Annotated in this window: 22 protein-coding genes; 18 read left to right on the top strand and 4 right to left on the bottom strand. The window is 46.6% G+C overall.

Features of this window, described 5'->3' with window-relative positions:
• Positions 1–85 precede the first annotated feature (85 nt).
• The 14 genes from LRL21_RS04785 to LRL21_RS04720 all read left to right on the top strand — a co-directional run bounded on the left by LRL21_RS04785 (position 86) and on the right by LRL21_RS04720 (position 15,540).
• Positions 86–529, top strand: coding sequence for a MarR family winged helix-turn-helix transcriptional regulator (locus LRL21_RS04785; RefSeq protein WP_240414614.1), 444 nt, complete (start codon positions 86–88; stop codon positions 527–529).
• A gap of 83 nt (positions 530–612) precedes the next feature.
• On the top strand, positions 613–1,269 hold the full coding sequence (locus tag LRL21_RS04780; protein ID WP_240414613.1) for an HlyD family secretion protein: 657 nt from the start codon (positions 613–615) through the stop codon (positions 1,267–1,269).
• A gap of 46 nt (positions 1,270–1,315) precedes the next feature.
• On the top strand, positions 1,316–2,641 hold the full coding sequence (locus tag LRL21_RS04775; RefSeq protein ID WP_240414612.1) for an efflux RND transporter periplasmic adaptor subunit: 1,326 nt from the start codon (positions 1,316–1,318) through the stop codon (positions 2,639–2,641).
• Between the two features lie 13 nt (positions 2,642–2,654).
• A complete protein-coding gene (locus LRL21_RS04770) occupies positions 2,655–4,274 on the top strand; it encodes a DHA2 family efflux MFS transporter permease subunit (protein WP_240414611.1) in 1,620 nt (539 codons plus the stop codon).
• Between the two features lie 37 nt (positions 4,275–4,311).
• Complete coding sequence (locus LRL21_RS04765; RefSeq protein ID WP_240414610.1) at positions 4,312–6,042, top strand: hypothetical protein; 1,731 nt, start codon at positions 4,312–4,314, stop codon at positions 6,040–6,042.
• Positions 6,043–6,162: 120 nt separating this feature from the next.
• A complete protein-coding gene (locus LRL21_RS04760; RefSeq protein WP_240414609.1) occupies positions 6,163–6,591 on the top strand; it encodes a MarR family winged helix-turn-helix transcriptional regulator in 429 nt (142 codons plus the stop codon).
• 179 nt (positions 6,592–6,770) lie between these two features.
• Entirely contained in the window at positions 6,771–7,838 is a 1,068-nt protein-coding gene (locus LRL21_RS04755) for an HD-GYP domain-containing protein (RefSeq protein ID WP_240414608.1), read from the top strand.
• 178 nt (positions 7,839–8,016) lie between these two features.
• Positions 8,017–8,625 (top strand): TetR/AcrR family transcriptional regulator, encoded by a 609-nt coding sequence (locus tag LRL21_RS04750; RefSeq protein ID WP_240414607.1) that lies wholly within the window; start codon positions 8,017–8,019, stop codon positions 8,623–8,625.
• The gene (locus LRL21_RS04745; protein ID WP_240414606.1) at positions 8,622–9,836 is read left to right on the top strand and encodes an MFS transporter; all 1,215 of its coding nucleotides are present in this window, start codon (positions 8,622–8,624) and stop codon (positions 9,834–9,836) included. Before LRL21_RS04750 ends, LRL21_RS04745 begins: the two co-directional genes overlap by 4 nt.
• Positions 9,837–10,005: 169 nt before the next feature.
• Positions 10,006–12,384, top strand: coding sequence for a heavy metal translocating P-type ATPase (locus LRL21_RS04740; protein WP_240414605.1), 2,379 nt, complete (start codon positions 10,006–10,008; stop codon positions 12,382–12,384).
• Between the two features lie 127 nt (positions 12,385–12,511).
• Positions 12,512–12,739, top strand: a complete 228-nt coding sequence (locus LRL21_RS04735) for a hypothetical protein (protein WP_420832423.1) — start codon at positions 12,512–12,514, stop codon at positions 12,737–12,739.
• Positions 12,736–13,122 carry a D-ribose pyranase gene (gene rbsD, locus LRL21_RS04730; RefSeq protein ID WP_240414604.1) on the top strand — a complete coding sequence of 129 codons (387 nt, stop codon included), beginning with the start codon at positions 12,736–12,738 and terminating at the stop codon, positions 13,120–13,122. The genes LRL21_RS04735 and rbsD overlap by 4 nt, the downstream gene beginning before the upstream one ends.
• Before the next feature lie 174 nt (positions 13,123–13,296).
• Positions 13,297–14,406 carry a sensor histidine kinase gene (locus tag LRL21_RS04725; RefSeq protein WP_240414603.1) on the top strand — a complete coding sequence of 370 codons (1,110 nt, stop codon included), beginning with the start codon at positions 13,297–13,299 and terminating at the stop codon, positions 14,404–14,406.
• A 144-nt stretch (positions 14,407–14,550) separates the two neighbouring features.
• Positions 14,551–15,540 (top strand): YihY/virulence factor BrkB family protein, encoded by a 990-nt coding sequence (locus LRL21_RS04720; RefSeq protein ID WP_240414602.1) that lies wholly within the window; start codon positions 14,551–14,553, stop codon positions 15,538–15,540.
• Positions 15,541–15,633: 93 nt separating this feature from the next.
• Here LRL21_RS04720 and LRL21_RS04715 read toward each other — a convergent pair whose 3' ends face one another.
• Entirely contained in the window at positions 15,634–17,250 is a 1,617-nt protein-coding gene (locus LRL21_RS04715; RefSeq protein WP_240414601.1) for a methyl-accepting chemotaxis protein, read from the bottom strand.
• A 345-nt stretch (positions 17,251–17,595) separates the two neighbouring features.
• Between LRL21_RS04715 and LRL21_RS04710 the strand changes: the two genes are divergently transcribed.
• Entirely contained in the window at positions 17,596–18,147 is a 552-nt protein-coding gene (locus LRL21_RS04710; protein WP_240414600.1) for a glycerol-3-phosphate responsive antiterminator, read from the top strand.
• Between the two features lie 45 nt (positions 18,148–18,192).
• Here the strand turns inward: LRL21_RS04710 and LRL21_RS04705 are convergent, their stop codons facing one another.
• Positions 18,193–19,869: a glycerol-3-phosphate dehydrogenase/oxidase gene (locus LRL21_RS04705; protein WP_275900609.1), complete on the bottom strand. Its 1,677-nt coding sequence runs from the start codon at positions 19,867–19,869 to the stop codon at positions 18,193–18,195.
• A 325-nt stretch (positions 19,870–20,194) separates the two neighbouring features.
• Here LRL21_RS04705 and glpK point away from each other — a divergent pair, with 325 nt between their 5' ends.
• Positions 20,195–21,688, top strand: coding sequence for a glycerol kinase GlpK (gene glpK, locus LRL21_RS04700; RefSeq protein ID WP_240414599.1), 1,494 nt, complete (start codon positions 20,195–20,197; stop codon positions 21,686–21,688).
• A 76-nt stretch (positions 21,689–21,764) separates the two neighbouring features.
• On the opposite strand, the gene LRL21_RS04695 is transcribed toward glpK, so the two are convergent.
• Complete coding sequence (locus tag LRL21_RS04695; RefSeq protein WP_240414598.1) at positions 21,765–21,992, bottom strand: hypothetical protein; 228 nt, start codon at positions 21,990–21,992, stop codon at positions 21,765–21,767.
• Between the two features lie 278 nt (positions 21,993–22,270).
• On the bottom strand, positions 22,271–23,239 hold the full coding sequence (locus LRL21_RS04690; protein ID WP_240414597.1) for a C40 family peptidase: 969 nt from the start codon (positions 23,237–23,239) through the stop codon (positions 22,271–22,273).
• 158 nt (positions 23,240–23,397) lie between these two features.
• Here LRL21_RS04690 and LRL21_RS04685 point away from each other — a divergent pair, with 158 nt between their 5' ends.
• Together LRL21_RS04685 and LRL21_RS04680 are read left to right on the top strand one after the other, a co-directional pair.
• Positions 23,398–23,820 (top strand): hypothetical protein, encoded by a 423-nt coding sequence (locus tag LRL21_RS04685; protein ID WP_240414596.1) that lies wholly within the window; start codon positions 23,398–23,400, stop codon positions 23,818–23,820.
• A 118-nt stretch (positions 23,821–23,938) separates the two neighbouring features.
• A complete protein-coding gene (locus LRL21_RS04680; protein WP_240414595.1) occupies positions 23,939–24,673 on the top strand; it encodes a queuosine precursor transporter in 735 nt (244 codons plus the stop codon).
• The last annotated feature ends 93 nt before the right edge of the window (positions 24,674–24,766 follow it).

The following is a 24,766-nucleotide window of genomic DNA, read 5'->3' as shown; positions in this document are numbered from 1 at the left end:
TGTGCTAAATATTTTTATTATAATGATTAAGACATGTAAATGTTAAAGGGGAAATGATTTTGTTTAGTAAAAGGAGTGAACGTCCTTGATTGACTTTTTTAGTATGGAGAAGATCGAGCGTCTTCATCGGCAAATTCATAAAAAATTCGTATCTGAATGGAACACCGTCAGTCCGAGTCCGATGAATTTGAGCTTGCCTCAGGCGAACATGCTGCATATGCTCCGCAAAGAGGGGATTCAAAGAGTATCCGATCTTGCAGAGAGATTGTGTATGACACCTGGGGGACTTACGTTATTATGCGATAAGCTGGAGGAAAAGGGATTAATTCTAAGATATCGGGATGAAGGCGATCGCCGCAGCGTGTATCTGGAAATTAGTCCGCAAGGAGTGGAAGCCAGTATAGCAAGTCAGCAATTGAAGCAGGAGCTTATTGAAAAAATGCTGCAGGGAATATCTGCCGAGGAGCTGCGAATTTTAGATAAGCTGTACACGACTCTTTTGCACAACCTTGGAGAAGAAAAGAGCTAGACTTATATGTTCATTTATTTCGTATACGAAATAAAATAATGAATACAGACATTTTAGAGATGGAAAGAGGATTGAGGAGAAACATGAAGCGAAAAGCGGTGTTAATTGTTATTTTGACGGTACTAGTGATCGCCGGTGGTGGTATTGGTGGTATGTTCTGGTATCAGGGTCAAAACTTTGTATCCTCTGAGGATGCAAGGCTTGCTGGTGATATTTATAAGGTGATGCCGCGGGTAACTGGAAAGGTTCTTTCGATGTCAGTGAACGAAGGGGATCATGTACTGGCAGATCAAATTATCGGTCAGCAGGACAGCAATAATCTGAGTATCAGCAATTTGGAGCAGGCTACGTTAAGATCACCGATTAAAGGAACTGTTATTAAATCATTAATCAAAACAGGCGAAATTGCTTCTCCAGGCCAAACGGTGGCAATGGTCGTCGATCAAAGCCAGCTTTATGTGTCTGCCAATATCGAGGAGACAGAAATTCATCGACTTCAAGTAGGTCAACCGGTAGAAATTACAGTAGATACCTTCAAAGGATTGACCTTGACTGGAAAGGTCCAAGAGATCAGCAAAGCAACAGCATCTACCTTTTCATTGCTGCCTGCGTCGAATACAAGCGGTAATTTTACAAAGGTGACGCAGCGGGTTCCTATTAAAATTTCCATTGATAATCAACAAGGCTTTGAACTATCGCCGGGACTTAGCAGTGTGATCAAGATCAGGGTTAAAAATTAAAGCACGCAACCATAATTAAGGTTAACTGATAAAGGGGAGCAAAACAATGAAAACAAGGCATCAAATTTGGATTCCGGCGGTACTGTCGCTTGCACTGGTGAGCGCATTGTCCGGTTGTGGTTCTTCTGTCACAGGAGGCCAGGCTAATGGTGCAGGAGCTGAAGCACCCGTGAAGGTAATGAAGCTGGGTCAGCTCGCAGACGCTGGTTGGAGCGGTAAAATCAATCCGGATCAAGAAGTGAAAATTGTCAGCAAAATCTCAGGAAAAGTATCCACTGTAAATGTAAATGAAGGTGCTGCAGTTAAAAAGGGTGATGTGCTTGTACAGCTTGAGACCGATGATCTGGTTCAACAGCTGAAGCAGGCAGAATCGGGAGTGGTGGCTTCCAATGCCAAACTTGCCGATACGCAGTCAGGTGCACGTTCGCAGGAAATTAAAGCAGCTGAAAGTTCTGTCCGCGCGGCTGAAGCAGCCCAAGGGCAGACCGTCGCAGCAGTCGAGCAGGCCAAAGCCGGCTTTGAACTGGCAACGAACACATACAACAGGCTTCGCAATCAGTTTGACAGCTCTTCATCCGTAACGAAAGAGGACGTCGATCGCGGAAAGCTGGAGTACGAGAAGGCCAGAACTGGCTATGAGCAGGCTCAGGCCTCAAGTCAGGCAGCGGCTGCACAGGTCGATGCTGCAAGAGCGAAGCTTGAGCTGACACAGGCGGGAGCCACAAGCAACACGATAATGGCCCTGCAAGCCGATCTGGATCGTTTGAACGCTGCTGTTCAATTAGCGAGTAATTCTGTCAACAATGCAACCATTACGTCGCCAACGGATGGCATTATCATCAAGCGCAGCATACAGCCTGGCGAAATGGCACAGCCGGGTGTCGCCTTGTTCTCTGTTGTGGATATGAATCAGGTACAGGTAGAGCTTAGTGTAACGGACACGCAAATCGGTTCTATCAAAGCAGGAACTGCCGTTGATGTGAAGGCGGCCAATGTACCGGATAAAACGTTCCCTGGCACGATTTCCTTTGTAAGTCCGGTTTCGAATGCCAACAGCAATACGTTCCCGGTTAAAGTTACTGTGGACAATAAGGATGGTCTCCTGTTTGCCGGAACTGTCGCTGAGGTGCATCTGAAGGATGCTGCCAAAGCTCGCCTTGAGGCTCCTAAATCGTCGATCATCAAGAAGGACGGCAAAGAATATGTCATCAAGGTAGACAACGGAACGGCTCATAAGATCGAAGTCAAGACAACGGAAAAAAATCAGGATTGGGTCTATATAGAAGCGAATGCCAATCTGCAAGCGCAGCAGCAAATCGCAGTGACTCCCAGCGATAGCATCGTTGACGGCGCTAAATTGAAAGTGGAATAGGTGGTGCAGTATTATGGCTGACGCTTCGACATTGCAGGCGGATTCCAAGAGTGACAGCAGCATGTGGTTTGGGCTCTTTGCCATCGTGCTTGGTACCTTCGTTTCCGTTCTGAACAGCAGCTTGATGAATGTTGCACTGCTGAAATTCGTTGCCGTATTCGGCTCTGATGTGCCAACCGTTCAATGGGTTATTACCGGCTACATGCTGGCTGCAGCTGTAGTTATTCCAATGAGTGGTTTTCTGGGAGCACGGTTCGGCAACAAAAACGTATTTATTTACTCGGTGCTTGGCTTTACCATTGGTTCTGTTCTGTGCGGGATTGCCTGGAGCGATACCACCCTGATCTTGTTCCGTATCATTCAAGGGCTTGCCGGTGGTTTTATTATGCCAGTCGGCATGTCGATCATTTACACGACATTTCCACGTGAAAAAGTGGGAACAGCTATTGGATTATGGGGCGTCGCAGCGATGGTAGCACCCGCGCTTGGACCAACTGTAGGCGGTTATATGATTCAGTATTACAGCTGGCGTTGGTTGTTCCTTGTTAACATACCAATCGGGTTGTTCGCTTTTATTATGGGCAAAATTTTGCTGAAAGATTCACCAAGAAAATTGGATATGAAGTTCGATATGGCAGGCGCAGTACTTTCCATTCTGTTTTTTGGAACCTTGATGCTCGCATTATCCAAAGGACAGTCTGAAGGTTGGACATCGCTATTCATTGTTAGCTTGCTATTTGTATCCTTCTTCAGTCTGCTGCTGTTGATTTGGGTTGAGCTCGGCAGTAAGAATCCATTATTGGATCTGAAAATATTTAAAAATCCACAATTTACGATGAGTACCATTGCCGGTAGTCTCGTTATGATGGGAATGCTCGGGGGTACCTTTCTGACTCCACTTTACTTGCAAAATATACAGTCCATGTCCGCGATGGATACAGGGCTTCTCATGATGCCTCAGTCGATAGCGATGGCCTTTATGATGCCGATCAGCGGTAAACTGACAGAAAAGTTTGGCATTATTCCCATAGGGATAATTGGACTGGCAACTCTTGGCTTTACGACGATGGAGCTTCATATGCTGACGGCCGATACGCCAAATCATTGGCTTAATATTATCTTGACCATTCGTGCCATCGGTATTGGACTAGTGATGATGCCGTTAACGTCTGCCGGTATGATGTCCATACCGACGAGCCAAGTGGGCAATGCGTCGCCATTATCCAATGTAGTCCGGCAAGTAGCAGGATCGATGGGGATTGCTTTGTTTACATCAATTATGAGCAGTCGTCAACTCGTTCATTACCAGCATATTAGCGAAAGCGTCCCTGTCGATTCATTGGCCGCGAGTAATGTGATCTCAGCAATGACAGGAGCCATTTATCAATGGGGCGTGGATACGACCACTGCTAGTGGGACAGCAGCTGTTTACCTTGCGGGAATTATGCAGAAGGAAGCCATGATTCGAGCTATTGCCGATACTTTCTATATATCCGCGATTCCTGCATTCTTGTGTATACCGGTTGTCTTTTTTCTTAGAGAAAAGCGGAAGGCTGCCCCTGCCCCTGCAGCAGCGGAGGCTAAGCCTCCGGCTACAATCAGCTTGGAAAAGGATGGCGTGTTGAAGGCTTAAAGAATAAAGCTTAAATCAGATTTTGGGAGGATTTACAATGAAATTATATTGGAAACAGGCCGTCTCTACGGTGATGATTGCCTCGTCGGTTGTGCTAGCTGTCTCTCCTGCATTCGCGGACGCAGCTGTGCCTGTGCCTACTGTGGTCGCGTCACCGACTTATAGTATTACAGATATGACGCAGGCTCAAGTGAAAAATGTGCTTTTGGAAAAGACCGCTGGAGGCTGGAGAATCGGTTCCGTTATTAAACTGTCAAATAGCTCGGGAGCTATTGTACGTATTCCTGATTTTGAATTGCGCGCCAAAGCAGCTGACGGTACTTCTTATACGCTTCAGCCGAGTGCAGCCAATGCCAAATCGATCTCGCCGCAAAGCAATGTCGAGCTTAGTTACATGACGGAGATCGATGCAAAAAATGAAATCTCTTTGACAGATCTAATATGGGTAGATGTTAATATGAATGTATACCCCAAGCAGGAGACCGTACTTGCTGATGCAGGCATCGGATCGATTGTCTGGAAAGGCAGCGATGCTGTTATTGATGATGCTTCTCTATTAAGCTGGGGACAATCCTTTACTTTACCTGAAATCACTTCATCACTTACGTATTCAGCAGTAAGTTTGTCGACGCAATTTACAGAGCAAAAACCGACCTATGTGGTGCAGTTAAAGGTAAATAATTCGAGCAGCTTTACAGAAACCGTGCCTGATTTTACTTTGAGCGGCAAAGCAAGCGGACAATCGTTTGTAGGTAAGCGCGTCGAGCAGAAACCGATCAGCGTGAATCCTGGAGAAAGCCAGTATTTGTATTACACCATTTCAACGGATGCCGGAATAAAGCCGGAGGCTTTCTATGTGTTAACACCTGAAAGCTTTCTGAAGCAAGGTCAAACGACACCGCAATCCTATTATACCGGACGAATTGGCTTCCATCTGCCAACTGAGGATGCGAATGCAGTCAGCTTGCCAGCTTATCAAATGGGCACGCCCATAACGATTGATGCCGTTAGTCAAGCCGTCAATCCCAAGCTTGCTGTCTCCTTGGTACGGGCAGATTGGTATGAGAACGAAGGACAAAGCTATAAAACTGTCGTGGCCAATTTGAAATATATGAACAATAGCGATAGTCCATTGCCAATTCCTGCGCTTGGGACTGAGCTGGTGAATAGTTCAGGAACTGCGTATACCGGGAACGTGCTGCCAAGCACTGTAAAAGAAGTACTGCCGGGTATGGGAGTATCCGTTGCCTATGCTTTCACAATGCCGATCTCCGAGCAAGCTGAGAGATTTAACTTCAAGCTGCAGGAATCCCAGGGAGAATCGGGCTTTAAGGCTTCGATTGCACAATTGAATGTAGGTGTGCAGCAAACCGTGCCTAACGATACTGAGTTAAATTTGTATCCATATAATGTGAAGTTGAACTCATGGGCCTTATCGATGATTATTGCGCAAAATGCTTCCACCAAAGATTATAATTATACGTACAAACTGAAGACATTAATGGATATCAACACAACGGACAATGTCGTGACGGAAGAGAATAATCCCAAGCTGCTGATTGAGCTGGATAATCCTGCTGGTGAACGCATTGCTTTCAAAACCTTACTGCTCAGTGGACCGGACCGGATCATGAGCGGTAACCAGACTATTTACTTCACTAACGGCAGCTCCGATCAGCTGGAGTCACCGCTTAAATTGAAAATCTATGAAACAATTACAACGCCAATAGGGGAGGCTAAACGGCTATTAGCTTCTTTGACCCAGTAATCATATCGTAAATGATAGTTTTATTGATGAATTAGCAGACCCTCTTCTTGGCGACATTCGAATAATATGATATAGTTTGAACAATTATCAACAAATGACGCCAGAATGGGGGCTCTGTCTATGAAGCAAGCTATGCATATTTCCAAATCTATTCACATGCTGACCCGTTTATATAATGCAACACTTGAAAAATTCATGAAGGAGCTTAATCTGACCAAGCCACAAGGTATAATTATCGGTCAAATTTATAAGGAACCGAAGACCATTGGGCAAATTACAGAAGCGGTTCAGCTTTCATACAGTACGGTATCGGGTATTATTGACCGTTTGGAACGGGATGAATGGATTCAAAGAGTACGGGATAAAACTGATCGCAGAGTCATTTGGATTCAAAGGACCGAAAAAATGGATGAAATTAAAAACAAGGTCGAATTTTATCATGAACAATTTTTTCATACCGTGCTTAGCGATCTTGATACAGACGAGCTAGATAAGATTGCATCTAGTCTTGATTTGCTAAATTCGCAGTTGGAAAAAAAGGGCTCATGAGGTCTGCATTAAATTTTAATGCCATGTTTAGCTTCTGAATCCACCCGCGTGGGTATCGGAAGCTATTTTTATTCACAAAATATAGCATTGACAAGGCTTAATAAACAGGTGTACGGTAAAGATATATAGGTCAATATTCCTACATAAGCGTATAATTGAAACGATGGGAGGCGAGTATATTGAAAAATGAGATGGATTTGCATAAGCTGTCGATGAGCAGGCTGGGACTACAGGGGCCTGATACAGAAAAGGAAGTCCGCAACCTGTTCCTAACAGGTAACGATCACTTTTGTCCGGTATCTCTCGGTAAAAAGACGACAGTGTCCCTCTGGGTACTCATGGTGCTCTCTATAGGTGCTGCTGTCTGGCTGCATATGTATTACTCTTCTCCACTGCTATTAGGTTTATATGCGGTTCCTGTCGTTATCGTTGCCTTGTATGTAGCCAACGTATACCTGGTGTCGATTTTTGCTGCCGCTGTAATGGGAATATGGCTGTTTTTTAGCGAAACGGGCTGGATTCCTGTCATTGGTGCTGCTGCGCTGCTGCTGATCTCGATGCTGATTCGTAGGGTGGCGGTTGTATCACAGCGTAATTTTGCGCAAAAGGTAGAGTTTGAAGAGCTGTTCATGAATACGATATTGTCATTCTCCAAAAGCATTGATGCTCGTGACCCCTACACGGCCTTTCATTCCAACAATGTCGCCAATTATGCCAAAAGGATTGCTACCGAGCTGGGACTTTCCTCGCGGGAAATAGAAGCCGTTCATTTGGCGGGACTCATTCATGATATAGGAAAGATTGGAACTCCGGAATCGATTTTGCAAAAGGAAAGCCGGTTGACAGAGGAAGAATATGATGTAATGAAAAAGCATGCCGAGGATGGCTACCAAATTATTAAGGATATTAAAAGATTACAGGAAATCGGTGCGACAGCCATGGTCAGGCATCATCATGAACGCATGGATGGACGAGGATATCCGCTTGGCTTGAAGGGTGATCAAATTCCGTTTGGAGCCAGAATTTTGGCGGCGTGCGACGCGTTTGATGCGATGACAACGAATCGTTCCTACCGGCAGAAGCTTTCCATGGAGACTGCTGCCGAGGAGCTGCGCAGACATAGTGGAACACAATTCGACCCCATGGTCGCCAATGCATTCCTCAGGGTACTGGTGGAGGACGGGCTGATACCGGCTGAAGAGGAGCAAGGATCCTTGGGTCTTATGGCCTCCTTGCAAAAATCATAATGAACGATAATCGAGAGTGCAGCTGCGGCTGCCTCTTTTTTGCTGTTATAGCATATTGCTGGATGTTGAGGTGTAAGGTTGCATGCAGGCGCGGGTTTGGTTACAATAAGCTTTGACCCAAAAAATGATGTAGTCAACTATTCAGAAAAGCTATATTAGACTCGGAAAGGATAGAGATATGGATAGAAGCGGAAGACGTGAGCAAATTATTAGAGCGGCCCGTGAGGCATTCCAGAACTTTGGCTACAAGGCTACAACGCTCGATCATATAGCCAAATACGCCAATATGGGGAAGGGAACCTTTTATCTTTCCTTCAAAACTAAAGAAGAGGTGTTCACTTGTATCGTAGACGATGAGCTCAAGCAGTTCGCCAGATTTGCTGAGGAAGCGATAGATACGTATGGTCCGAATATTGAAACACTGCACCATTATATATGCAACCTGTCCAGCTACCAGCAGCGGCACCCCTTGTTTTGCAAGCTCAAGCAGGAGGCGGAAGCATTTCATACGCAAGAGGTCAAGGAAGGTCTCACACGGATCGAGAACACTGCTTTTGACCAGCTCAAGGAGCTGATTATCAAGCTGATGGATACGGGCTCCATGGAGCCGAACGATGTGGAGTTTACTGCATTTCTTATTACCGAGCTGTATACGGCTCTGCTGTTTAAATGGGGAGAGAAGCATGACCCGCTAAGCAATGAGGAGATTTTCGAAAGGTTTCAGCAGTATTTGCAGCCAGGCTTATGCCATTCAAACCGAAATAAGAATAAGGAGATTTCACCATGAATGCAATTGAAAATAAAACCATGCCGCTCGTTTTTTTAATGATAAATATATTTATCGCTATGCTCGGGATCGGCTTGATTATACCTGTATTGCCTGAATACTTGAAGGAGTTTAATGCTGGTGGCCAGGCTGCAGGCTATATGATAGCGGCCTTTGGCTTGACTCAATTTATATTTTCCCCAATTGCTGGGGAATGGTCTGATAAATATGGACGCAAGATTATGATCGTCACCGGTATGGGATTATTCACGATATCGAATTTGGTGTTTGCTATGGCTGATCAAATATGGCTGCTGTATTTGTCCAGACTAATAGGTGGTGTCGGAGCGGCAGCCATGATCCCTTCCATGATGGCATATATTGCCGATGTAACGAGTGTGGAGAAGAGAGGTAAGGGTCTGGGGCTTCTCGGAGCTGCCATGTCGCTCGGTTTTGTTATCGGTCCTGGTATCGGAGGTTTTCTTGCCGAATTCGGGATTCGGGCGCCCTTTTACGTATCTGCCGGAGTTGCGGCTTTAGCCTTGATTGGATCCTTAATTTTCCTGCCAGAGTCGCTTTCCAAAGAGAAGCAGCTAGCTGCGCGACAGGTTAGGGTGAAGCGTGAAAGTATTTTCAAGCAGTTTGTGCTTTCCTTTAAAGCGCCTTACTTTATATTGCTGCTGTTAATTTTTGCATTGACCTTTGGTTTGGCTAATTTTGAAGCGATATTTCCTTTGTTCGTTGATGCCAAGTATGGGTATACGGTCAGGGATATAGCGATCCTGATTACGATAGGCGCATTAATCGGTGCTTTGGTGCAAGCTCTGCTGATCGGTAAATTAATTCAACTGTTCGGTGAGAAGCTGTTAATTCATGTTACGTTCGTACTATCGGCAGCCTGTCTTGTGCTGATGCTGCTGTCAGGCAACTTCTGGTATGTACTGATCGTGACGATGCTGTTCTTTACATTAACTTCTATTATGCGGCCGGCGATCAATACGCTGTTATCCAAAATGGCAGGGGAGGAGCAAGGGTATGTGGCGGGTATGAACAATGCTTACATGAGCTTGGGCAATATATTTGGGCCTGCTGTCGCCGGAACCTTGTATGAGATTCATCTCAATCTTCCATATGCGTTCGGTGCAATTGTACTCGTAATCAGCTTCGTCTTATCCGCTGTGTGGGGACGTAAAAAATATGCGGATGCTTCTGTTGACTTGCAAAAGTCATAAGATCTATCATAGGCACTCATTCATCCTTTACCCGGATATGACAGGGGCTGGTCACTGCCTGCTCAAACCGGATAAAGGATTTTTTGTTGTTCTCCTGGCATGAACCTCGCGGCCAGTCCATATATTGAAACGGTATGGGCATGGATTTCGGGGAGAATGGGGTGAAGCCATGAGCAGGCACATTGAGCTTCAGCATGTGACGCTGGATGTAGACGGCATGACCTGTGCAGCTTGCGGGGCAAGGATCGAGAAAGTTGTAGCCAAAATGGATGGAATCGAACAAATTCATGTAAATGTTGCCCTAAGTCGCGCTTCAGTAGTCATTGTCCCGGATCGAATCAGTGTGGAGCGAATCGAAACGAGAATTGAACAGCTGGGGTTCACAGCCAAGGAACGTCATTCAGACGGGAGCACCGGGGCCGATGCCCGAACGAGCGGCATCAGCAGCGGAATGATGTTTGGGATGTCTCTGCTGCTTACGCTTCCTTTTCTGTGGGCAATGGCTGCACACCATGAGTGGACGGCCTCAGTCTGGGTTCCGGAGCTGCTGCTGCATCCCTGGTTCCAGCTGGCTTTGGCGACACCGCTTCAGTTCATACTCGGACTTCCGTACTATACGGGAGCTTATCGTTCTATAAAAAGCGGCAGTGTCAACATGGATGTGTTGATTGTAATCAGTACCTCCGCTGCTTATATATACAGCCATTATTTGTTGTTTCATGGTGTATCGATGATTGGCCACGGCAATATGATGACCGGTAGCCATGGACGCCATGTCCCGTTATATTTTGATGCGAGTGCGATGATTATTACGATTGTTTGGTTGGGCAAATGGTTGGAAGCTTTGGCCAAGCGGCAAGCGCTAAGCGGCATACATCAGCTTCACCGTCTCAGGCCGGAGATGGCTTCCATCATAAGAGAGGGCCGGGAACAGCGGATCCCCGTGTCCCAGGTTATGATCGACGACACCGTTATCGTCCGTCCAGGCGAAAGTCTGCCCGTAGATGGTCAGGTTATAGAAGGGTATTCGAACGTTAATGAATCGATGCTTACAGGGGAAAGCATGCCTGTCGACAAAGCTGTCGGGGATCGGGTAACTGCTGGCACATTAAATGGCAGCGGTATGCTCAGCATTAGAACGACCGAAGTAGGAAAGCATTCGACTTTGGCACGAATCATTAAACTTGTAGAGGAAGCGCAGAGCACCAAAGCCCCCATTCAAAGAATGGCAGATCAAATTTCCAGTATATTCGTGCCGATTATTATGGTATTAGCTGCAGCTGCATTTATCACCTGGTATATGGTCCTTGAGCCGGGTCAGCTCGGAGGCGCATTGGAAAAGGCGATAGCCGTTCTGCTGATCGCTTGTCCTTGTGCTCTTGGTTTGGCGACACCGATTTCGATTCTGGTCGGCTCCAGCAGGGCGACACAACTGGGTATCGTAATTAAAGAGGGTAAAATAATGGAACTGTTGCCGCAAGCCAATGTGATTTTGCTGGATAAAACAGGGACAATTACAGGGGGAAACCCGAGGGTTACCAACGTGTGGGCTGCTGATGTTATAACCCGTTCCGGTTCTGCTCGGGTTCTGCCGTTTGAGAAACGTTCAGTGAATGCTCGTAGCCGGAGCACTTATCTAACTATGGAAGATAGGGCTGCAGCAAACGAGTCCTTCATACTGCGTATGGCAGCGGGTGCGGAGCAGCCTTCCGAGCATCCCTTAGGCAGGGCTGTAGTGGAAGAAGCGTCGCGCAGAGGAATCACAATTCCTCAATGTGAGAATTTCAAGCCGATTCCAGGCTGTGGAATTCGTGCAGTCGTAGATGACAGAGCTGTATGGTTAGGCACACGTCAATGGCTGGAAGCTGAAGACATAGCAGGCCTCCCGCGGGTAGAAATGGCTAGTCAGGGGAAACGGAGACATCCACAGCCCGGTCTGGTCGATCAATGGGAGCGGCAGGGCTTCACGGTCATCTGGATTGCGGTAGACCGGCGATGGGTCGGAGCTATAGCACTTAGTGACCCGGTTAAACCGACAGCCCGCAAAGCGATCAAGCAGCTGACTTCAATGGGATTGGACGTTAGAATGGTGACAGGCGATCGAGCATCGACAGCACATTATGCAGCCAAACAAGCGGGAATCAGTCAGGTATACGCGGGCATGCTGCCTGAAGATAAAGCGAATCTGGTACAAAGCCTGCGAGAGCAGGGGCATCGAGTGGCAATGGTGGGCGATGGGATTAATGATGCACCTGCCTTGAGCGCAGCAGATATCGGAATCGCCGTCGCCAATGGAACGGATATTTCCAAAGCAGCTGCAGATATCGTACTTTTGAAGCATGATATTAGCGGGCTGGTCCGCGCTCTTGTCATCAGTCAACGAACGTTAAGAATCATTCGTCAAAATCTCGCCTTTTCGCTGCTGTATAATGTGCTGGCGATTCCGGTTGCGATGATGGGCTATCTTGCACCATGGATGGCGTGCACGGCTATGGCGCTCAGCTCTGTAACTGTCATATGCAATGCGTTAAGACTGCATAAGGCTTAGTTATGATCATAACGGATTTCAACCAACGGTTTCTCATTGACGAAAAATAATCGTGCTGATAAAGTTAATATTAACAATGGAAAAGCTCGAATGTATAGCAATTCAATACGAATAGGGGCAATGGATTTTGATAAAGATGAAGTGGGAATATTGCCGGGCAACTGATTTTAATGACCTGCATGTACTGGGTCGCCAGGGCTGGGAGCTAGTTGGTGTTACTGGAGCGGGATCAGCAGGTCAGGAAGCGGATATAGGAACTACCTTTTATCTGAAGCGTCCTGTTCCTTCAATTAGAGAGCAAATTACGGCCGAGCAGCGTGAGCGGGCATTAGCAGAAAGGCAGGGAACCGAATGAAACGAGGAGGGATTTTAAATCCGACTTTAAATCGAATTTTGACTGAAACCGGCCATACCGATTTGCTGACCATCTGTGATCGTGGCTTTCCAGTGCCTATGGGCATTGAACGGCTTGATCTGGCTTTGACGGATGGAATTCCGACTGTGTTGGATACGGTCCGAGCCATTTACGGTGAATTTGAGATTGATTCGATCATTGTTACGGAAGAGATGAGACAGGCAAGTCCTGAACGCTATCGTGAGCTGACCGAAGCTCTGCCGGACGTAGCTTTTCGAATCGTATCCCACCAGCAATTCAAGGATATATGCGGAGAGTCGCGTGCAGTAATCCGAACAGGCGATACCATTCCTTATGCTAATATTATGATCGTATCCGGATAAATCAAGTAGCTCTTTATTACAAGTATGTGATAAAATCTACCATATAGCAAATAATGTTGGGGACTATAACCAAGGCCTGTTTATTTCCTCCAGAACACAAACAGAACTGTCCTCTCGGGCAGTTTTTTTACGTATAAGATCTTTAACATCTTGACAAACAGGAAGGTTAATTCCATGGATAACCCTAATTTCTTAACTGATGTTCGAAGTATGAAGCCTGCTTATATTTTCCATTGGTCCGAGCTATTTAGTGTACGTTTTCCAAACCATTATGATGCGACTTTCTTGTACAATCTTGGGGAAGCAGGTTTCAATTATATAACTGAATTTCATATCGATGCTGATTCCCACCCCTTTCAGCGCAGCTTGATGGAAGGTTTCCTTGCATTTGAAAAGCGTGAAGACGGCGTGGCATTCCTTTTTTGGGCAATCCAGCTATGGCGGCAAACATTGCTTGAGGTTGAGGAAAGCAGCTTGACGTTGGCAGCCTATAAACGAATGAATTCGAGAATCGATGATATGGAAGTTTTAATTTTTGACAAATGTAGGAAAAATCATTTGTCGCCGAGTACGGACAATTCGTCCGCACTCACTCTGCAGCATGATGATCGAATTTCGTTGTTAGGCAAGATGGCTGCGAGCATGGCGCATGAAATTCGCAACCCGATGACCTCGATCAAAGGCTTTTTAAAATTATTGCGGCACAATATTCAAGATAATAACTATGAACGCGCCGACAGCTACCTCGGCTTTATTGAGGATGAATGCGAGCAAATTTTGATGCAGGTGACCGGATTTCTCAGCTTTTCGAGAAAGCCGATCATGGATGAAGAAATGGTACATATTTCAGTCAAGCAGGTGCTCGATTATATTTTGTCGTTGTTAAACCCGCGGCTCATTAACGAAAATGTTGACCTGAAGCTGGATATTCCACCGGAAGCGATGCTTTATGTTCAAAAAATGGGCATTCAACAGGTGCTGTCTAATATACTAAACAACGGGATTGACGCCTTATCCGAGCTGAAAAGCGACAAAAAAATGAGCATTTCCATCGTCGATGACAGCTTGAATACTTATATTCAGGTAGCTAATAATGGGCCGCGAATACCTGAGGAGCTGTACAGCACCATATTCAACCCATTTGTGACGGATAAGGAAAATGGTACGGGTCTTGGCTTGGCCATATGCAAGCAGATCATGCTTAATAACGAAGGAGATATTACCTTTACCAGCAATGAAAAAGAGACCGTTTTCATGCTAACGTTTCGTAAACCTTCTATATAAGTTACATCATTTACATATTGAAAAAAGTACATATAGAATCGGATTTGCTCCTGCAGGCTGTGTCGCTTTCCTCTCAAATGGGGTAAGAAAGAGGAAAAACCACTTTTGTTCGTGCTTATAACGAAGTAGGGGGAGGGATGTTGTATGGTAAAAGCCGTAGAACCTGCAAAGAAAACAGGACCGTCCGTTGAATGGACACAGCATTCCCGATTGCCACAGTCCTCGGAAGCGCTCGGTATGAAGAAAAAGCATTTTTCATTAATGAGCTTTGCACAAAACCTATATGGCCGATTTGAAGATGACGACGTTCCTGCCATGGGAGCGCAGCTGACCTATTATTTAATTCTTTCGTTCTTTCCGTTCCTTATCTTCGTTTTTGCTGTCCTGAGCTACTCGGATATTAGCGTAAGTGATGCAATCCACAATATTAGCAGCGTTCTGCCGCAGCTTTCCGATCGGATGATTGTGGACGTGTTTACAGAGCTTCAGCAATCGCGCAACGGCTCTTTGCTCTCTATCGGTTTGTTGGCTACATTGTGGTCGGCTTCAAACGGGATCAATGCGGTGGTGAAAGCCTTAAACAAGGCTTACGATGTGGAGGAGAATCGCCCATTCTGGAAGGCAAGAGGCATATCGTTAATTTTCACGATTATTTTGGCAGTATTGATTTTTCTTAGCATGATCCTGCTGATTTTTGGTAAAGTCATCGGTGAGACCATGTATCGAGTTGCGCAATTGCCAGGTAATTTTGAAATGCTGTGGGGAATTGCCCAATATGTGATTCCGCTGATTACGATGGTAAGTGCCTTTGTGCTGCTCTATAAGTACACGCCTAATCTGAAGCTTCGTTTTAGTGAGGTCATCCCGGGAGCGGTATTTGCAACATTAGGCTGGGTCGTGGCTTCAATTTTGTTTTCGTTTTATGTAAATAATTTTGGCAATTATACTAAAACCTATGGAAGTATCGGTGGGATCATCGTACTGCTGACCTGGTTGTATTTATCGAGTATCCTCATTATATTAGGCGGGGAAATGAATGCGACCCTGCATTTTGACCGGGAAGGAAAATCAAAGGATGGAACCAAGAAATTTGCATTTCCTTTGCTATTTGGAAGAAAAAGCAAGAAAAAGTGAGCTCGTAAAAAAACTATCACAGCCACTCCTGTTGAGGGTGAAGTGATAGTTTTCTACATAATAGTAACTGATTATATCCCTTAGCTCTGGATATTACTGAAGTTTAAATTTACCGAGTACGCTATGCAGCTCCTCTGCCAGCACCGCCAGGGAACGGGAGGATGCGGTGATTTCTTCTAACGATGCCAGCTGCTGTTCACTGGCAGAAGAGGTTTCCAGGTTTACACTGGCGCCTTCCTGTGCAGTATGATGAATCGTATCGATGGATTGCTCGATTTGCTGGCTTCCAGCAGACATCTGCCCGATATCGTAAGCTACTTCTTGCACCTTCACTTTGACATTCGATACGGATTGCTGAATGACATCAAAAGCTTTGTTTGCCAGCAGTGTTTTTGTCATTCCATCTGCCACTTTGCTCGTGCCCTGCTGCATGGATGAAGCCGCACGTTCCATGTCCAGCTGAATCTCATCGATAAGCTGCTTAATCTGCTGCGCGGAATTGCCGGATTGTTCAGCAAGCTTTCGTACTTCACTGGCGACTACGGCAAAGCCTTTACCCATATCACCCGCATGAGCAGCCTCGATTCCGGCATTCAGGGAAAGTAAATTCGTTTGGTTGGCGATCGTGGTGATGATCGTGACTATGGCTTCGATCTCCTGTGATCGGTCCCCAAGGCTTTTGATAAAACCGGATGTTTCCTGAACAGTGCTGCTTATTGCATCCATTTGAGTAAGAAGATCGGTTACGGCAACTACACCCTCGTTAGAAGCACGATAGGCGCTGTCGGCCAGAATGGATACCTCCTCACTGTTTACCGTAAATTGCTGAAAGCTTGTGGAGAACTGACTCATCGCGTTCGATGCTGCATAGATACTGTTCAACTGCTGCTCAGCTCCTGTCGTTCCTCGCTGCGCGGCTACTGCAATATGTTCAGCAGCCTGTGAGCTTTGTTCAGCACCCGCATGCAATTGCTCTGATGCAGCCGCTAACTGAACTGCGGCATCATTAATCTGGCTCAAAATCGAACGTAGGTTATGTACCATTCCATTAACGGATTGCATCAGTCTGCCGCTCTCATCCTGGGACGTTATTTTCAAATCATTCTGGGTTAGATCTTTGTCGGCGATTTGCTGAAGTGTTCTTGATGCTATTCCAATTCGGCGCAGAATAGGACGAATCAATACAAAATTGAGAATGACCGATGCGATAATGACAATGACGGCGATAAGTAGAAGCTCATAAGTGCGTGTTTGGATCAAGGCTTGGATTCGCTCACTCGCATCGGGTGCTCCAACATACCACATGCCGAGAATGACACCTTTCTCATCCTTAATTGGCATGTAGGCAGCTTGATAGGTATGACCTGCAACGTTAGCTGTACCGATGTAATGCTCACCTGCCTTTAATACCTTTTCCACAACAATGGATGATGCTTGAGTGCCGACAGCTCGCTTATCTCCGTTAAAAACATTGGTCGCAACACGGGTGTCTCCCATAAAGAGGGTGGCCGTATTACCATTGGTCAGCTTGCCGATGAAATCAACGATTTCCGTATTTCCGTTTATTAACTGAGCACCTTTAAACAGTTGTTGATCCTTAATAGTCCAAGGCCCGGAATACATTTTGTCAATAAGTTCATAGCTGGTATTCAAGTCAGATTTTGCTTTTTCAAGTGCTTCTCCCTGGAAGGTAGTTGCAATCGCTCTCATTTCATGATAACCAACGGTTACAAAAGTGAGGATGGTAATTAACAACGATATGAGTAACAATTTAATTCGAATAGACAGAGATGAGCCTGAACGTGCAGAACGATGAATTACAACCACTTCCCTTTTTATTTTTAGTATGTATATGCATAAACAACCTATCAATCTTAACATATTTGATAGGAATATATACAGATGTTAGTTTGATTTGGGGATTTGGTCAGGTTTACTACATAGAGGTTGTTGAAAAGTGAATTTCCAAGTATTATAGGGTGCGTAGGCTTCCATAGCACGTAGGCTGCAGTAAAGCCGGGATGTATGAAGGAATGATGAAGGAGCTGTGTTGTTATGAACTTCATGGGGCAGAGGGTGCTTCCCGCTGTACGGAAGATGAGAGATCTGGAGCTGCTGATCAAAAGCTCTTTTCAATATTTGGTACTGCTGGATAGCCATGTTTCTCAACTGCAGAGTGTATCACAGCTGGCTCGAAGCAATGGAAAAAAACTGCTCATTCATGCCGATTTGATCCATGGATTAAAAAATGATGAGTATGCGATTGAGTTTTTATGTCAGACCCTGAAGCCGGCAGGTATTATTTCGACGAAAAGCTCGGCAGTGGTAACCGCCAAAAAGCACAAGGTGCTTGCTATTCAGCGGCATTTTCTACTGGATACGACGGCTCTTGAGACGATCTATAAAATTACAGAGAAAAACCAGCCGGATTTTATTGAGGTGCTGCCAGGCGTTATGCCTCATATTATTGCTGAGATGCATGCGAAGCTCAGCATTCCTATACTCGCTGGCGGTTTGATTCGCACTGTGGAGGAGGTAGAGCTGGCCCTGCAGGCAGGGGCGGTCGCTGTCACTACCTCCCATAAGGAAATTTGGCGCCATTATTGAGTGGCGCCGCGCAAGCCAGCAAGATTACCAATAATAGCCCTTTGTTTACTTCGATTCTGAACTCAACGCCACTATGGCGTCGCGAATATGCCGCTCCAAAGTTTGAACATGCGTATCCGTTTCGGACGGGCTCCAGCCAAACCGTTCAGCCATATAAGCTGTAACCGGCTGTTTCCAGCGCTGTAAGGCCTCAATATTAAAATACAAAGCACCCGTCCGGCGAATGAAAAAGTCGTGAGGTGTTGCGACCATCTCAGCCTCAATGCTATACAGCAGGGAGGCGAACCATTCGCCTGGGATGGCATATTGCTCGGCTTCCTTGTTATGTTGCTTATATAGCTCGAATACCCGATCAACGTTGGAGCCGTAGCGACGGACTAAAACATCGGCAGCAGCGCCTGTAAGCCCGATACTTTTTCCGTAAGCAATCTTCTCTTGAACAAATTGGCTATAGCCGCGTGAGCCGCCAGTATCACCACCGGAAAGCACGACGCTTGCCGTTGTACACGCCGGAAAAGCGCTGCGGCCTTCCTCTGCCTGCAATTGTGTGGCTACGAGATTAACGATCCGCTCCGCCATTTTACGATAACCCGTCAGCTTGCCGCCTGCTATCGTAATTAAACCTGATGGAGCAATGAATATTTCATCCTTACGTGACAGCTCGGAGGGTGATTTGCCATCCTCGTGAATGAGCGGTCGCAATCCGGACCAGCTGGATTCCATGTCGGCCGGAGTCAGATTGAGCGTAGGGAACATGAAATTGGCCGCGCGGATAATATAATCGCGGTCTTCAAGCGTCATTCTGGGATGGACAATATCCCCTGTGTAATTGGTATCTGTTGTACCGATATAGGTTTTGCCTTCTCTGGGAATGGCAAACACCATACGTCCATCCGGTGTATCGAAGTAGATTGCCTGATTTAACGGGAAGCGTGACTGATCAAATACGAGATGGACACCTTTGGTGAGATGCAATCTTTTGCCCTGCTTGGAGCCATCGATATCGCGAATTGTGTCCACCCAAGGACCGGCTGCATTCACGATTTTTTTGGCTTTGATATCGACGATTTCTCCGCTCAGCTGATCCTGGACACGTACGCCGATCAAACGTCCATTATCATAAAGCAGCTCATTCGCTTTGGCATAATTGACCGCTTTGACTCCACGCCGTACAGCTTCCTTCATGACCTCAATCGTCAGTCTCGCATCGTCGGTACGGTATTCCACATAGTAGCCGCCACCCTTCAGCTTATCCTTGCGCAGCAAAGGTTCTTTCTTGAGTGTTGCGTCCAGTGACAGCATAACCCGGCGTTCCTGCTTGGTTACGCCTGCCAGAAAATCATACACGAGCAGGCCGACAGAGGTAGCCAGCTTGCCATAGGTTCCGCCCTCGATGATTGGCAGCAGCATCCATTCCGGAGTAGTGACATGAGGCGCATTTTCGTACACGATAGCCCGTTCTTTACCGACCTCGGCGACCAGCTTGAATTCAAGCTGCTTCAAGTAGCGTAATCCGCCGTGGATCAGCTTGGTCGAACGACTGGAGGTGCCAGCGGCATAATCCTGCATTTCAATAAGTCCTGTGGACATCCCGCGTGTTCGGGCGTCCAATGCGATTCCTGCTCCAGTAATACCGCCTCCAATAACGAGAATATCCAATGTCTCGGTTCCCAATGCTTTTAGATAGGCAGACCGTTGTTCCCCGGAAAAATTCAAGCTCATCATTACCCCATCCTTCGTATTAACCGTATTTTTTGACAAAAAGAGCAACAAAAAAGACCGCCACACCCCCTGAGGTAATTGCCATACGGCTCCCCAAAGGTTGTATCGGTCCACTCTTAGTCTCTGACCACTTATTAACTTGTCTTTTGTGTGAATATTACCGTCATCATATCACGAGCCGAGCGATTAATCAATAATGGATTGCGATTGTTGCAAAGGGTTAACCTGGCATAACTTAAGGTTGACAGTTAAAAACGGGATGTGGTAGATTGCTTCTTGAAAACTAATATGCGCGTGAATAGGGTTGAAATGGGGGAGAGACACGATGACAAAACCGCGTTATGTCGTTGCAATTGACCAAGGGACAACAAGCTGTCGAGCGATTGTATTTGATCCACAGGGTGTAATTGTCAGTACAGCTCAACAGGAATTTACCCAATATTTTCCACAGTCTGGATGGGTTGAGCACGATGCTGAAGAGATATGGCAGGTACAGCTCAAGGTTCTTCGTGAGGCTGTGAAATCGCTTCCAATTGAAGATATTGCAGCGATAGGCATTACGAATCAGCGTGAAACAACGGTTGTTTGGGATCGTATCACAGGCAAGCCGCTCCATAGGGCCATAGTATGGCAATGCCGCAGAACAAGCGCGATGTGCGATGAGCTTAAGCTCAAAGGCTGGGAGCCGACCATTCGCAGTAAAACAGGATTGCTGCTGGACGCCTATTTCTCCGGTACCAAGCTCAAGTGGCTGCTCGATTCAAATGCCGATATTCGTGAAAAAGCAGAGCGTGGCGATGCGCTGTTCGGCACCATCGATTCGTGGCTGATCTGGAAGCTGACTGAAGGGCGTCAGCATGTAACCGACGTCTCCAACGCTTCGCGCACGATGCTGCTGAATATTCATACGGTGCAGTGGGATGAGGATATATTAAAAGATTTAAATATACCCATAGCCATGCTTCCGGAGGTAAGGTCCTCAAGCGAAGTATATGGGCACACTCAGCTGCTTGGGGATGGGTTCAGTATTCCGATAGCCGGAGCGGCCGGAGATCAACAGGCAGCCTTATTCGGACAGGGCTGCTTTGCCGAAGGCATGGCCAAGAATACCTACGGTACGGGCTGCTTCGTGCTGAAGCAAACCGGTGAGAAGCCCGTCATGTCACTGAACGGCTTGATTACGACAATCGCCTGGAAGCTGAACGGCAAGGTTTATTATGCGCTCGAAGGCAGCGTCTTTAATGCCGGTACGGTGATTCAATGGCTGCGTGATGGATTGGGGATAATCGGTGATGCCGCTGAGACAGAGGAAATTGCGTTATCTGTAGATCATACGGAAGGCGTATATTTTGTGCCGGCTTTCACAGGACTGGGCACGCCTTATTGGGAACCGGATGCAAGAGGGATGATAACGGGACTGACGCGTGCTTCGAAGAGAGCACATATCGTGAGAGCTGCACTGGAATCCATTGCCTTCCAGAGTCAGGATGTGCTGCAGATTATGGAAGCTGAGTCAGGCATCCATCTGCGCGAGCTGCGTGTGGATGGCGGTGCAGTTCGCAACGAGTTTTTGATGCAGTTTCAGGCCGATTTGCTTGGCGTGACGGTAACACGTCCCAAGGTGATAGAAACCACCGCCCTCGGAGCGGCGTTTCTCGCAGGCCTTGCCGTTGGCGTGTGGCAGGATGTATCCGAGCTGGAGCAGCTCAAGGGCTTTGACCGTGCGTATGAGCCGGGGATGGATGAAGTGAAACGCGAGGCGGCCGTTGAGGGCTGGAAGCGGGCCGTTGGGTATCAATTGGGAAGCAGCGATAATTAGAACGGTTGATGAATAAATGGCAAAAAAGGACCTGAGGCGGTATGAGCTTAGGTCCTGTTTGCTGTATGGTGTTATTTTAAATACCCGAGTCAATGAGGATAAGCTCTGAAGGTAGATTGAACATTTTGCCGATGCCTCTTGCACATATTAATGCTTCTTGCTTACTGCTCCAAGTATAACTAATTTCCTCCTCATGAGTTCGATTTACAGGGACTCCGTGAATCTTGACACAATAGGTACTGATGCTTTTCCTGGATATCTCAATCTTGTTCACGGATCTGGCTTCACTTAAAGATAGTTTCATCCACATTCACTCCTATTTCGATTTAACAGGACAGCATCATCTGACATATTTCGAGTCAACGACGCTCCCTTTTGAACGTGTCCCTAGTATATCAAAGCCTTCTGGACAATTTCTGAACAATTCATTTGGCTATCTACACAGTGACAATAAAAGGAGGCTTCCCCTTGATTTTTTCTTTAAGGGAAGCCTCTGGACTATTCTTTAACCGAGTAGGGCACAATCAACAGATTCGTGCCTGCCTCAAATTTATGATTGTCAAAGTCGAAGTTGTTCGGTGTTCAATTTACGACTCTCTTAGCCGAAATGATACGTCCCTTCCAAGTATCGTCCAGATCCGTCACAATGACGCCAATACCTACCCGGTACGTATGCAGCACCTTATTGTCTCCGAGGTAGATGGCTACATGTCCGATCCGCTGGAGTCCTGTTTCATTTTTCCGTTGGGGTGTCGTGAAAAAAATCAGATCGCCTTTGCGAATTTTGGTTATATCTACATCTTGTCCAATCTGGCTTTGCTCTCTGGAAACACGCGGAAGCGTCACTCCGTTTTCACCAAAGACATACCGTGTGAATGACGAACAATCGAACGTAGCTGTCTGCTTGGGGGAGGCGCCGAACTGATAAGGTGTGCCGATATACTTTAAGCCGGTGGCAATCACCGCATCGGCCTTTTGCTCCCATGCGGGTCGGTCCGTCTTGAACCGGTAATCCGTCGCTGCGGCAGATATATAGCCTTGTCGGCCATTAACGGTAATCGCGAGCCAATCCCGGTTTACCTCTGCCGTGACGGTTACTTTGGTACTCGCTGACATCGTTTGCACAACGGCTGCATTTTTATCTGCTTTCTCCAGCATGACGGAAGAGGTTTTGAGCACCGCCTTGTTTGGCGCATAATCCGTCTGGGATGGCGCAGGCAGGTCCAGGCCAGGATCATCACTTTGAGCCGGATCGATGAAGGTGGCGGTTTTCGAGGAGTCGTCCCATCCCACCTCGTACCCAAGCGTTTCGGCTGCCAAGCGGATAGGGATATAGGTGGTGCCCTTATAATTCATGCTTCCCGGGAGCTGCTCAGTTCCATCGTTATAGCCATCCTGGGCTGAATAACGGGTATCTCCAGCCTTCCAATAAAATGGGGACAAATCAGCAGTTACCTGCTGTATGTTCCCAGAAGCCAACGATATTCCCGAACCGAGTCCTCCCACAAATACTACAAGTCCAAGCGCTATGTACGAAGCTGATTTTTTCATGCTGCTCTTCCCCTCTAAGTTAAGTTAGTACTAACTCTATTCGGAGGGTCAAGTTCATTTGGCAGGATTCAGGCATGTGTAAATACTGGAAAGCACCAATTTTGCTATCACAGCCCTCTACGCGGTAAAATAGTTTCATAAGGCAGGGGGAGGAAGTTATGATGCAAAGAGCGATTTGGGCTGGCATTGGAGCCGGTTTATTCATTGGAATTTTTTTTAGAATCGTGGAATTTGAATGGAAAATAAGGGTATACACACTTTTGCTGAATGTGGATTATGTACCTGTGCTGCGAGATCTGACCTTGACTGAAGCGACTGAATTTTCTATACATATGATCATCTCGGCCGTTGTAGCTCTCGTTTTTTACAAGCTCATTCGACGTAAGGATTATGCCAAGCGGATTGTGCAAACCTTTGTTCTATGGAGCGTTATCGTCGGTGCTGTGCTGTATCTGACTACCATGTTATCTTCCAAAACACCAGCCATTTATGATGTGAGCGCAATCGTGGTCTGGCTCGTGGGCCACGCTATGTACGGCTTCCTGTTGGCCTTGCTTATGGGTAGGCGGGTTCCCAGATAAAGCTGGGCATTAGGATTTGATCGATATTTAAGATTGTTCAAATGAAAGGTTTATTGTATAGTGTACCAAGACAGTTCGCGACCATCCTGTCTATAAACAAAACTATGGAGGTAAGCGCATGAACAAATCAAGCCGTACAGCAAGTGATCTATCCAAAGGAGGGGCAATCCCTTACCTGCCGATAGATGGGACGACAAAAAAGCTGATTTTATTGATGGCAGTTTTTATTTCGTCGTTGATGATTGCCAATATTGTGGCGATTAAAATTGTCGATGTTGGCTTTGCCGATGTCACAGCAGGTATTTTCTTCTACCCGATTACGTTTATTATTGCCGATACGATATCGGAAATATGGGGGAGAAAGGTCGCGCGGCAGGCGATCTGGATCGGGTTATTTATGAATGCCTGCATGGTTGGAGCGTTCACACTCGTCATTCATATGCCTTCGGCGGTGTTTTTCGAAAATCAGGCCGAGCTGGCAACGATTCTGGGCGGAGTCCCAAGAATTGTGCTCGCATCCTTAGTAGCCTATTCGATCAGTCAAAATATTGACGTGTATCTATTCACTCGTCTGAGAGAGAAAACCAACGGTAAGCATCTATGGCTGCGCAGCAATGTGGCGACGATTACGTGTCAGCTGCTCGATACCTCGGTATTTTTCGTGATCGGGTTTATCGGAATTATGCCGATTCCCGACATGGTGGCGGCTACAGGTACAGAGTTCGGCGTCAAGATCATGATGTCTATTGTAGGCACACCGATTATTTATTTACTGGTTAGATGGGTGAGAGGAAACTCCAGGTCGACCCAGCAGCCTCAATATGAAGTGACTCAGCATACGCAGATTCAATAGCAATGACGAATACCCCTTATTCCCTGATTTCAGCGGAGTAAGGGGTATTTCCAGCGAAGCTGACACCACCCGCAAATAGATTTCCAACGACTT

It is taken from the genome of Paenibacillus periandrae, assembly GCF_022458865.1.
Lineage (GTDB): Bacteria > Bacillota > Bacilli > Paenibacillales > NBRC-103111 > Paenibacillus_S > Paenibacillus_S periandrae.
The sequence above is the reverse complement of the archived record's forward strand: the minus strand, read 5'-3'. Positions and strand labels throughout refer to the sequence as shown.